Below are 12237 nucleotides of genomic sequence, written 5' to 3'. Positions count from 1 at the left end.
AAAAGTGACCAAAAGCATGATCGACCCTTATACTCAAATCGATGGTTAGGCATGGTACCATTTGTCTTAAAAACACTATTAAAGAAGGCAAAATAGCAGATTAACCCGTTATATGGGGGCTTAACCTGCTATTTTTTTACAAGAAAATCATCTTTCAGATATACAATGCCGCCATTTATTACTTTATAGGTAATGCGCGGTTTATATCTGTTTGTAATTTCGTTTATTTCTTTCTCCAAATATTCCTCTTCTTGTGCATTATTGTAAAAATGATGTACCAATTGAACTTCCTCTTCCAATGTATCTATCGCCTCATTTGCCCATTGATGTGATTGATTGTTTATATAATCATCAATGATTGTTTCTATCCGTTTAAATCCGCTTTTGAGTTTTATGATAGGTGAAATTGTATAACAATAATTTGATATAGTCATATTCAAATTTATATTCTGAAGTATATTCATCATATCTGATTTCATCATACCGTTTACCAAATGGAGGCCGATTGAAAAAATTTCATCTTTTTTTTGTTTTCCTTCATAGCTAACTTTAATGTTGGTTATTAACCATGGAAATAAGGCAGTATTTTGTGTAGCATCTACCTTTTGAAAGAGCCTTGTAAATTGTTCCTTTTCTTTTAAGTGATTCAGAATTTGATGGAGCCGAGGGCTTCCAAAATGAATACGTTCTCCTTTTACATCTGTTTTATTTTGATTTGTCACTAAGGTTAACTTCATCGGCACTCCCTTATTCCCGGTAGCTTTTACATAATGCCAATAAAATGGACGATTCATAAGTGTTCGATCCATTTCTTCTGATAACTGCACCGTTAACGCTCCATCCTTAACGTCCTCTACCCCGCAGTGATGTGCCTTAAAATACGATTGTAAAAATTCATGTAAGTTAGTAATTTCCATAAGATTGCTCCTCCACATTTTTCATATTGGAGTTGTATTGTATAATTGACGAAAGATTGTTTAGTTTAATTTTAGCTTCTCCTGTTGAAGATGATTCTGAAAAAATATCTTTGATTTCTGATTCTAAATCAGTGATATTTAATTCTGTTAAAATATCATCTAAGTTTCCAATTACCTGTTCAAATAAATTAATTTTTTCATACAGAAGGGTCATAATATGCTCTTCAATTGTTTCGCGCAGTGCAAAATTATATATATGCACGTTTTTTTCTTGACCATAACGATGAATTCTTCCTATCCGTTGTTCAAGTCTCATAGGATTCCAAGGTAAATCATAATTTATTAAATGATTGCAAAATTGCAGGTTTATACCTTCTCCACCTGCTTCTGTTGCAATAAGAACTTGAGCATGATCTTTAAATAGTTGACGCATCCAATCTTTTTTTCCACGTTTAAACCCGCCTCGATATGGTACGGATGTTATCCCGTGTTGATGTAGGTACCATTGAAGATAGTGCTGACTTGCTCGATATTCAGTAAAAATAATAACTTTCTCTCCATGAAACTGATTTATTAAGTCAACTACCTTTGCGGCCTTTGCATGATGTGGCAGTTGGGCAATCTTTTCTATAATTGGCTGCACAAATTCTTTTTTGCTTTCGTCTTTAGCTAAACTTTGTAAGGATAAATAACAGGCTTCTCTTGAAGAACATATCTCTCTTAAATAAGTTATTTTAGAAAATGTAGATAAAGGTCCTGTAATCGCATTTAAATCATCATAAACTGCTTTTTCTTCTTTACTAAAGTTGAGCCAGATTGTTTCGATCGTTCGTTTAGTAGTATTTAATTCAGTGCCTTTTCGTGTGTTACGTATCATTACTTTTTGGATCAATTTCTTTAAATATGCATCTTGGTGAATCTTTTTTCTGTTTTTACCATACTGTTCTAAAAATGATTCATAATTTCCTAAGTGACCTGGTTTTAGAATAGATACCAAATTGAATATTTCAACAAGACGATTCTGAACAGGTGTTGCAGTTAAAAGTAAACAATACTTCTTTTTCACGTCACGAACAAATGCATAATTTTTTGTTTTATGATTTTTAAGCTTATGTGCCTCATCAATTAATAAAAAATCATAATCTAAATCTAAAATCGATTCACGATGAGGGGGACGCTTTGCTGTATCAATTGATGAAATAATAATATTACACTGCTCCCATGAATAATTTTTTCTATGTGCCACAGCTGGGATAAAAAACTTTTCATTCAGTTCAGTAACCCACTGATTTACTAAGGAAGCAGGCACTAATATAAGAGCTTTTTTTACCAAACCTCTTATCATATATTCTTTTAAAATTAATCCAGCTTCAATCGTCTTTCCTAATCCAACCTCATCGGCTAAAATTGCCCTTCCGTTCATTTGTTCGATAGCTTGTTTAGCTGACTCAATTTGATGAGGCATAAACTCCATATGCGGGAGGTATTCCAGAGCCCTTAAACCATTGAATTCTGGAGTTATCGTTGTTAGTTCCGCCTGATATGCCATTTGAAAGAGATCCCAGTTTGAAAAAGGACCTTCTTTCTCTAAAGTTGTCTCCAAATCATCTATAAAAGTAAAATCTTTTTGAATATGAATTTGCTCCATAATATACTCCCTTATCAATAGAAATAATTACTTTTGCTAAAATCAAAAAAATCGATTATTTAATATGATTTTTTTGTTTTATGTGGTATAATGCACTTGAAAACAGATTTCAATGATTGATACATAGTATAACCAACTATTTCTTTTTTCATAAAGTAAATAAGCGAATGAATACAAGGGGAGAGCTTACTGTTAGGAATTCATTTAATTTTTCCAACATTCTTACAGTAACGCCGAAGGAGCAAGCAATTAGCGAATCTCTCAGGTAAAAAGACTCTTGTAGGACGCGGTCTCTGGAGAGTGTTCACATTGTGTGGACCACCCACGAAGCAAATGTTTGTTTTGAGTCTTCTGTTTTCAAGACAAATGTGCAACTTTCTGGTTGAAGGACAGAGGTTTCCTGTATTATCAGTGAAATCTCTATTTTTTTATGTCAAAAAAGGAGTGGATAAAATGAGTGAATTAAAGCGAACCCCTTTATACCCTGAATATGAAAAATCTGGGGCAAAGACAATTGACTTTGGCGGATGGGATTTACCTGTTCAATTTTCAGGTATAAAACACGAACATAATGTCACACGAACAAAAGCAGGATTGTTTGATGTATCTCATATGGGAGAGATAGCGATTAAAGGCCCAAAAAGTTTAGATTTCCTGCAAAAAGTTGTAACAAATGATGTTTCTAAACTAGTGCCGAAACGTGCCCAGTACACTTTTATGTGTTATGAGGACGGGGGTACTGTGGACGATTTTCTTATTTATATGTTAGAAGAAAATAACTATTTATTAGTTGTTAATGCAGCAAACACAGAAAAAGATTATGACTGGCTAATCAAACAAAATAACTATAATAATGACGAGTTGATTATTGAAGATGTATCTAAGAACTATGTACAGTTAGCTTTACAAGGTCCAAAAGCTGAAGAAATCCTGCAAACTTTAACTGATACAAATTTAAGTGAAATTAAGTTTTTCCGCTTTGAAAATCCTGTTTATTTTTCTTCTTTGGAAGCAGGAGCAATTGTTTCACGTACTGGTTATACAGGTGAAGATGGATTTGAGATTTATATTGATCAACATAGCGGCCGTGATTTATGGAACTTAATCTTACAAGCTGGAAAAGATAAAGGATTAGAACCAATAGGATTAGGTGCAAGAGATACACTACGATTTGAAGTAAATTTACCTTTATATGGTCAGGAACTTTCAAGGGATATTTCCCCAATAGAAGCTGGGTTGAAATTTGCAGTAAAAGTAAATAAACCAGTCGATTTTATAGGAAAAGAAGCGTTGAAAAAACAAATAGAAGAAGGGACAAATCGAAAGCTGATTGGGATTGAAATGATTGATAAAGGTATCCCTCGTACTGGATATGAGGTCTACTATAATAATGAAAAAATAGGTTACATTACATCTGGAACCCAATCACCTTCCTTGCAAAAAAATATTGGATTAGCTTTAGTGAATTCTGAATTTACTGAAGAGGGGACAGAACTTGTTGTTCAAGTACGTAAGCGAAAATTAAAAGCCGTTGTCATTAAAACACCTTTTTATAAGAAATAGGGGGAGGATTTTAGTATGGATTTCCGATATTTACCAATGACCGAAACAGATAAAAAAGAGATGTTAGAAACAGTAGGCGTACAATCAACCGATGAGTTATTTTCTGATATTCCAGAGGATGTTCGTTTCAACGGGGAATTAAATTTAAAACAGCCAACTAGTGAAGCTGAGCTTAAAAATGAACTTACAGCAATGGCAAATAAAAATACGAATGTAAAACAATATACTTCTTTCTTAGGGGCTGGAGTTTACGATCACTTTATTCCTTCTGTAGTTGATCATGTTATTTCAAGATCCGAATTTTACACAGCTTATACACCATATCAACCAGAAGTGTCTCAAGGGGAATTGCAAGCAATCTTTGAATTTCAAACGATGATTTCTGAATTAACCGGCATGCCTATTTCTAACTCTTCTATGTATGATGGCGGCACAGCACTTGCTGAAGCTGTAAATCTGAGTGCAGCACAAACGCGTAAAAAGAAAATCCTTGTATCTAAGACCGTCCACCCAGAATCAAGGGCTGTAATTGAAACCTATTCGAAAGGGCCAAACCTCGAAATTGTTGAAATTGATCATAATAATGGCAAAACTGATTTAAACCAACTTGAAAAAGAATTAGATGAAGATACAGCTAGTGTCGTCATTCAATATCCGAATTTTTTCGGACAAATCGAATCGCTAGATAAGGTAAACGAACTAATTCAAAACCAAAAGAAAACGATGTTTATTGTTTCTAGTAATCCATTGGCTTTAGGTTATTTAACACCTCCAGGGGAGTTTGGTGCAGATATTGTAGTTGGTGACACCCAGGTATTTGGTATACCTGCGCAATTTGGAGGCCCTCATTGCGGTTATTTTGCCACAACAAAAAAATTAATGCGAAAAGTTCCAGGGAGACTAATCGGTCAAACTACAGATGAAGACGGGGTAAGAGGCTTTGTTTTAACCTTACAGGCCAGAGAACAGCATATTCGAAGAGATAAAGCAACTTCCAATATTTGTTCCAATCAAGCATTAAATGCATTAGCAAGTTCCGTAGCAATGAGTTCTTTAGGTAAACATGGTGTGAAAAAAATGGCTGTACTAAACATGCAAAAAGCTCGATATATGAAACAAAGACTAGAAGAATCCTCTATTTCAGTTGTTTCTGAAGGACCTTTTTTTAATGAATTTGTTATCAAACTATCGAACTCTGTTTCAGCTACAAATGATAAATTACTGGATAAAGGAATCATTGGCGGCTATGATCTAGGACTCGTTTATCCGGATTTAGAAAATCATATGTTAGTTGCTGTAACTGAAATTCGCACAAAAGAGGAAATTGACACTTTTGTTAAAGAATTGGGGGATATCAATGGCTAAAAAGGATTTTCCATTAATTTTTGAACGTAGTAAAGAAGGCAGAACCAGTTATAATTTACCCGAATTAGATTTTCCTGCATTTGATTTGGAGGAGGAACTTGATGAGACATATATTCGAAAGACTGCTCCAGAACTGCCTGAAGTGAGCGAACTAGAAATTATGCGTCATTATACAGGCCTTTCAAATCGTAATTTCGGAATTGATTCTGGGTTTTATCCATTAGGGTCCTGTACAATGAAATACAACCCAAAAATCAACGAAGATGTCGCTCGCTTAGAGGGGTTTAGTCAAATTCACCCGCACCAGGATCCAAAAACGGTGCAAGGTGCATTAGAAATGATGTATGATTTACAGACTTCACTAAAAGAAATTACTAATATGCATGAAGTCTCACTACAACCGGCTGCAGGGGCACAAGCTGAATGGACAGCATTAATGATGATTCGTGCCTTTCACGAAGCAAACGGTGATTACAATCGAACAAAAGTTATTGTTCCTGATTCTGCTCATGGAACAAACCCGGCATCTGCATCAGTAGCAGGGTTCGATGCTGTTACAGTTAAATCCAATGAACAGGGGTTAGTGGATTTAGAAGACTTAAAGCGTGTCGTTGACGAGGATACAGCAGCTTTAATGCTTACGAATCCAAACACACTTGGCTTATTTGAAACTGAAATTGTAGAAATGGCTAAAATTGTACATGATGCAGGAGGCAAACTATATTATGATGGCGCGAACATAAATGCTATTATGGGTTATGCGCGCCCAGGAGATATGGGATTTGATGCTGTACATTTAAACTTGCATAAAACATTTACCGGTCCGCATGGCGGCGGTGGTCCTGGTTCAGGTCCGGTTGGAGTTTCTGAAGAATTGGCTCCATTCTTACCAAAACCATTGCTTGTAAAAAAAGATGATTTCTATTCTTTTGATTACGACAGACCTCAATCAATTGGTAGGGTAAAACCATATTATGGAAATTTCGGTATTAATTTGAGGGCTTATACGTATATACGCACGATGGGTGCTGAAGGCCTTAAAAAGGTAAGTGAGTATGCTGTGCTAAACGCAAATTATATGATGCGCAAGTTGGAAAAAGAATATGACCTGCCATTTACCCAGCATTGTAAACATGAATTTGTTTTATCTGGTAAAAAACAGAAAAAATTGGGGGTACGTACGTTAGATATAGCGAAGCGACTGCTAGATTATGGCTATCATCCTCCAACCATCTATTTCCCATTGAACGTGGAAGAAGCACTTATGGTTGAGCCTACAGAAACAGAATCTAAAGAGACATTAGATGGTTTCATCGATACGATGTTGTCTATTTCAGAAGAAGTCGAAAAGGAGCCTGAATTAGTTCAAGAAGCCCCTCATAATACAATTGTTAAACGAATGGACGAAACTACAGCAGCAAGAAAACCTGTTTTGCGCTATTATGAAGAGTAATATTATAAAAAAGAACGACTCAGACGGTCTGGTCTTAAGTGTCTGAGTCGTTCTTTTCTATATCTAAAATGGTATTTTTAATTTTTTATTTTTCCTGTCCATTTTTTAAAGCCGCCTTTTAATTGATTGATATCTTGATATCCTTTTTTATGAAGGAGTTGAGCTGCTCTCGCTGATCTAGTAGTACCTTGGCAATATAGATAAACAGGTTTATCTGGCCGTATTTCCACAAGTCGTTGACGCATTTGAGTAACGGGTATATTTCTTGCTCCAAGAATGTGTCCTTTCTCAAACTCTTGCGGCTCTCTTACATCAATTAATTGCGCTTTTCGATATCCTTTTCGAAATTGTTCTTCAGTTAAAGTTTTCAAAAATGTGCCTTGTCGAAAGTATCGAAATATACCTATTGCAAGTAAAACAACAAGGACTAAAATAACATATTTCATAATAATTCCACCGTCTTTCTCTTTTCTACTAACTCTATTATAGGAGGTATATGTTATATTTTCAAAGTATTTTCTCTCCCAGATTTAATAAGATACGAAATAAAATATTGTACTTATAAAAGAGTGTCGAACAATGTCTAATATGTTTACATATAAACAGTAAATTGAACTCTTTCCACCAATACTATATATGGTATTTTCAATTCATTTGTGCACAATATATTGTTTTAATATTTTTTAATATGGTATGGTGTTAGTAACACAATAAACCAAAATCAAATTTACTTTTGAAAATGAAAAGGAGCGATCATATTGTCGTCTACTATGGGGACAAATAAACAGATCGATGTACAAAAACTTAATGAAGATATTAAATTGTTTCCACAAGTCTATCCGATAACACAAGATATGAAGCTAACATATAAGGGAGTTTCTAGATTAGTGATGCTTGATCGGTATTCCTTTACAGATATTGAACAGAAAACATTAAAAAAAGGGGATTTTGTTGTATTAACAGTTAAGTCAGACCCATCATTTCCAACTCGCGGAACGGGTTTTATCCAGTCGATTGATTGGAAAAATAAACAAGCGGATATAGCAGTAGATCAAGACTTCTTGTCTGCATTAGATAATGAAGAAGAAATAAACAAAGGTGTCGTAACTAGAACGCTAGATGTCATTGATAAACCATTAGAAATTTTTTATGAACAAATCGCTCGACGAAATGCAGCTGATTTATCAAAGGTAGAGCAAACCAAAGAGAATCAAGGAGAGTGGTTTAATAAGTTTATTCAAGAACTAACCAGTTTAAACTTTATTCCAGCAGGTAGAGTATTGTATGGGGCTGGTTCAAAAAAAGATGTAACCTATTTTAATTGCTACGTTATGCCTTACATTCAAGATTCGCGTGAGGGTATTTCCGATCACAGGAAACAAGTCATGGAGATTATGAGTCGAGGTGGCGGTGTTGGTACAAATGGTTCAACATTAAGACCGAGAAACACATTAGCAAGGGGGGTAAACGGAAAATCATCCGGTTCAGTATCATGGTTAGATGACCTTGCTAAATTAACGCATTTAGTTGAACAGGGTGGGTCACGACGTGGCGCGCAAATGATAATGCTAGTCGATTCACATCCTGATATCATCGAATTTATTATTTCAAAAATGCAAAATCCAAGAATTCTTCGCTATTTAATCGAAAATACAGAAGATGAACAAATAAAAAAGCTGGCTAAAGAAAAACTAAAATTTACCCCTTTAACAGAAACAGAAATTGAATTATACCAAGGAGTCGTGAACTATAAAAACATGTCGGGTCTTGGGGGCTTTACACAAGCAGCTATAAAAGAAGCGGAAGAAAAACTTCTTACTGGTGGCACATATTCAGTAAATAACCCTGAATTTTTAACAGGAACTAATATCTCTGTTTGCTTAACAAGAGAACTAATGGAAGCTATTGAAAACGATGATATGTATGAGCTACGGTTTCCTGATGTAGAAAATTATACAGACGAGGAAATGAAAGCATACAATGATAATTGGCATTATATTGGAGATGTTCGGCAATGGGAAAAGATGGGGTATGGTGTTCGCGTATACCGTAGAATAAGAGCAAAAGACTTATGGAACTTAATTAATATATGCGCAACTTACTCGGCTGAACCAGGTATTTTCTTTATAGATAATGCGAATGACATGACTAATGCTCAGGCCTACAAAGACCAAGTAATTGCTACTAATCCATGTGGTGAGCAACCTTTAGCACCGTATTCTGTTTGTAATTTAGCCGCAGTTAATTTAGCAGAAATGGCAAATAAAGCTAAAAAAACAGTAAACTTTAACAAATTAAAAGAAACCGTCCAAATTGGAGTACGGATGCAAGATAATGTTATTGATGCAACACCATATTTCTTAGAAGAAAATAAAAAACAGGCACTTGGTGAGCGCAGAATAGGGCTTGGAGTAATGGGGTTACATGACTTACTTATCTATTGTGAGACGGTGTATGGTTCATCGAAAGGTAACCAATTAATCAATCAAATTTTTGAAGTTATAGCTACAACTGCTTATAGAACATCTATTGAACTTGCTAAAGAGAAAGGGAGCTTTCCATTTTTAATTGGAAAATCAGATGTGGAAACGCAAAAATTAAGAGAAGCCTTTATAAATACGGGATATATGAAACAAATGCCAAAAGATATAAGAGAAGATATCTTGAAATACGGCATCCGTAACTCACATTTGTTAACAGTTGCTCCAACCGGATCTACCGGTACAATGACAGGGGTTAGTACAGGATTGGAACCATACTTTTCTTTTTCGTACTATCGAAGTGGACGACTTGGTAAATTTATCGAAGTTAAAGCAGGTATCGTGCAGGAATTTTTAGAAACAAATCCAGATGTTAATCCAAAGAACTTACCAGATTGGTTTATTTCTGCAATGGATTTAACTCCTGAAGCACACGCGGACACACAATGTGTCATTCAGCGCTGGGTCGATAGTTCTATATCGAAAACTGTTAATGCACCAAAAGGCTATACGGTTGACCAAGTTGATAAGGTATACCGGAGGCTATATAAATGCGGAGCGAAAGGTGGTACAGTTTATGTCGACGGTAGTAGGGATTCTCAAGTTTTAACATTAAAAGCTGAAGAAAATTTGCATGAAGATAAATCAGAGGAGCAATCCAAAAATAGTTCTAAACCTAAGACTGTTTCTATGGATACCATGCAAAAGCTGAAGAAAATGAATGTTACAATAGGTTCTAAAATCGGTGACAGATGCCCGGTTTGTCGTGAAGGAATCGTCGCAGATATTGGCGGCTGCAACACATGTACAAGCTGTGGTGCTCAACTTCAATGTGGTTTATAATAGAAAAGAGCTATACGGTAATTAGCTCTTTTCTATTTGGGATATGTTTAGATTTTTATTTTTAAAGTAATATTTTAAGTGTGATAATTAAAATGGAAGTCAAAATCAATTAGGATAATTTCTCTTTATTTTCTTTTAATTGTTGTTGCTTTAAATCTTTAATACGGCTTTTGTCGGATTTAAAGTAATTTACTAAATCCCCAATTCGATCAATGGATTCCCAACTTAAATGATGCTCTATTCCTTCTACATCATCATATATTTTTTCCTCATTTACACCAATTATTTCAAGAAACTCTTCTAATAATTCATGTCTAAAAACGAGTCGCTCTCCAATTTTCTTTCCTTTCGATGTTAAAACAAAGCCACGATACTTTTCATAGTTTAAATAATTGTCTTTATCAAGTTTTTGTACCATTTTTGTGACAGAAGACGGGTGCACCATTAGCGCTTCTGCTAGATCAGATACACGTGCGTAACCCTTTGTTTCAATTAAATTGTATATTTGTTCTATGTAATCTTCCATACTAGGTGTTGGCATATTAATTCTCCTCATTTCAAGAATATTTTTTAGTTTATGCAACTTTGTTTCTTTATTTGATCATACATGAAATAGCCTAGTTACACAAGTGAAACTCAAATCAACTACTCTTTTTATCCTTTTTACAAAAGTAAATTCTAAATAAGTTCTAAAATTAAAGGTAAATGATTAAAAATGTACAAAGGAAATATAAGGAGAGGGTTATGAAAATTGATGGGGTGTTTTCAGGCGGGGGAGTTAAGGCGTATAGTTTTATTGGGGCATTACAAAGTTTAGAAGATAAAAAGGTAACTCTAGAACGAGTAGCAGGGACGTCAGCAGGGGCTATTATAGCATCATTCATTGCAGCTGGATATCACCTTGAGGAAATCAATAAAATTATGAAAGAGTTAGATTTAAAACAGTTTTTAGACCCTCCCAGTCTCAGTACCTTTGTTCCATTTAGTAAGTGGTTTTTTTTATATTTTCAAATGGGACTTTATAAAGGCAATACATTTGAAAGCTGGATCCATGAAAAACTGGCATCTAAAAACATCTATACTTTCAGCGATATACAAAGTGGTTATCTTAAGGTCGTTGTAAGTGATATTACATTGGGAAAGTTGGTGGTGCTGCCAGATGATCTGCAAAGAATCTATGGGATTGATCCCAACTTCTTCCCGATTTCAAAAGCAGTAAGGATGAGTGCAGGTTTTCCTTATTTTTTCATGCCAAAAAAACTACCTGGAAAAAATAAGACAAAAAGTTTAATTGTTGACGGAGGCCTATTAAGCAATTTCCCATTATGGATTTTCGAAAATAAAAATCATACTCCAATGCGGCCGATTATTGGTGTTAAATTAAGTGAGTCTATGGAAAAAATGAAGCCAAGACATATTAAAACTGCCTTAGATATGTTGCATGCTCTTTTTTCCACCATGAAACAGGCTCATGATACAAGGTATGTTTCTAAATCAAAACAGAATAACATTATTTTTATTCCAGTTGATCACATTGAAGCAACTGATTTTGATATTAGTGAAAAAATAAAGCATGAATTAATTGAAACTGGAAAATATCATGCAGATCAGTTTTTAATGTATTGGCCAAGGTAGTTTTAGACAAGTGAGCATAAAAGAATCAATAAAAACGAGCTATCTCAATTAGAAGCTCGTTTTTTCTTCTTGGATTTATTCCCTTCAATTACACGCAGATGACTAGCTCGTCTTGAAGGTTTTTTCTTCACTTGCAATGATTGTAGATTCTTTCTTGTCGAAGTCTTTATATTTGGATTGCGGCGTTGTTTATATTTTGCTTTTGATTGTTTTACAGCTTTTTTGTATTTTTTCATATCATTAGATGGGGCTCGATTTCTAAGAAAAAGAAAATAGATCGCAGCAAAAACAGCTACACCAATCCCGATCATCAAAAATAGATTAGCCAAAAAA

At 34.7% G+C, this 12237-nt stretch carries 10 protein-coding genes and 1 riboswitch; of the genes, 5 read left to right on the top strand and 5 right to left on the bottom strand.

Annotation, left to right across the window (positions count from 1 at the left end):
• Nucleotides 1-128 precede the first annotated feature (128 nt).
• Both GZ63_RS0103405 and GZ63_RS0103400 read right to left on the bottom strand, forming a co-directional pair.
• On the bottom strand, nt 129-917 hold the full coding sequence (locus GZ63_RS0103405) for a YqhG family protein (protein ID WP_029266868.1): 789 nt from the start codon (nt 915-917) through the stop codon (nt 129-131).
• Nucleotides 904-2565, bottom strand: a complete 1662-nt coding sequence (locus tag GZ63_RS0103400; RefSeq protein WP_029266866.1) for a DEAD/DEAH box helicase — start codon at nt 2563-2565, stop codon at nt 904-906. The genes GZ63_RS0103405 and GZ63_RS0103400 overlap by 14 nt, the downstream gene beginning before the upstream one ends.
• A 167-nt stretch (nt 2566-2732) precedes the next feature.
• A riboswitch (glycine riboswitch) is annotated at nt 2733-2852 on the top strand.
• A gap of 166 nt (nt 2853-3018) precedes the next feature.
• Between GZ63_RS0103400 and gcvT the strand changes: the two genes are divergently transcribed.
• From gcvT to gcvPB, 3 genes are read left to right on the top strand one after another with little or no spacing between them, the layout of a single operon-like run.
• Nucleotides 3019-4128, top strand: a complete 1110-nt coding sequence (gcvT, locus tag GZ63_RS0103395) for a glycine cleavage system aminomethyltransferase GcvT (protein ID WP_029266863.1) — start codon at nt 3019-3021, stop codon at nt 4126-4128.
• A gap of 15 nt (nt 4129-4143) precedes the next feature.
• Nucleotides 4144-5493 carry an aminomethyl-transferring glycine dehydrogenase subunit GcvPA gene (gene gcvPA, locus GZ63_RS0103390; protein ID WP_029266861.1) on the top strand — a complete coding sequence of 450 codons (1350 nt, stop codon included), beginning with the start codon at nt 4144-4146 and terminating at the stop codon, nt 5491-5493.
• Complete coding sequence (gene gcvPB, locus GZ63_RS0103385; RefSeq protein ID WP_029266858.1) at nt 5486-6946, top strand: aminomethyl-transferring glycine dehydrogenase subunit GcvPB; 1461 nt, start codon at nt 5486-5488, stop codon at nt 6944-6946. The genes gcvPA and gcvPB overlap by 8 nt, the downstream gene beginning before the upstream one ends.
• A 77-nt stretch (nt 6947-7023) precedes the next feature.
• Here the strand turns inward: gcvPB and GZ63_RS0103380 are convergent, their stop codons facing one another.
• Nucleotides 7024-7392 carry a rhodanese-like domain-containing protein gene (locus tag GZ63_RS0103380; RefSeq protein ID WP_029266856.1) on the bottom strand — a complete coding sequence of 123 codons (369 nt, stop codon included), beginning with the start codon at nt 7390-7392 and terminating at the stop codon, nt 7024-7026.
• A 324-nt stretch (nt 7393-7716) separates the two neighbouring features.
• On the opposite strand from GZ63_RS0103380, the gene GZ63_RS0103375 reads away from it, so the two are divergent.
• Nucleotides 7717-10269 (top strand): vitamin B12-dependent ribonucleotide reductase, encoded by a 2553-nt coding sequence (locus GZ63_RS0103375; RefSeq protein ID WP_029266854.1) that lies wholly within the window; start codon nt 7717-7719, stop codon nt 10267-10269.
• A gap of 109 nt (nt 10270-10378) precedes the next feature.
• Here GZ63_RS0103375 and mntR read toward each other — a convergent pair whose 3' ends face one another.
• Nucleotides 10379-10810 (bottom strand): transcriptional regulator MntR, encoded by a 432-nt coding sequence (mntR, locus tag GZ63_RS0103370; protein ID WP_029266852.1) that lies wholly within the window; start codon nt 10808-10810, stop codon nt 10379-10381.
• A gap of 203 nt (nt 10811-11013) precedes the next feature.
• On the opposite strand from mntR, the gene GZ63_RS0103365 reads away from it, so the two are divergent.
• Entirely contained in the window at nt 11014-11904 is an 891-nt protein-coding gene (locus GZ63_RS0103365) for a patatin-like phospholipase family protein (RefSeq protein WP_029266850.1), read from the top strand.
• Nucleotides 11905-11948: 44 nt separating this feature from the next.
• On the opposite strand, the gene GZ63_RS18040 is transcribed toward GZ63_RS0103365, so the two are convergent.
• A partial coding sequence (locus GZ63_RS18040; protein ID WP_029266848.1) for an SA1362 family protein occupies nt 11949-12237 on the bottom strand: 289 nt, incomplete at its 5' end.

This window comes from Virgibacillus alimentarius (assembly GCF_000709085.1).
Taxonomy (GTDB): Bacteria; Bacillota; Bacilli; order Bacillales; family Amphibacillaceae; genus Virgibacillus_B; species Virgibacillus_B alimentarius.
The sequence above is the reverse complement of the archived record's forward strand: the minus strand, read 5'-3'. Positions and strand labels throughout refer to the sequence as shown.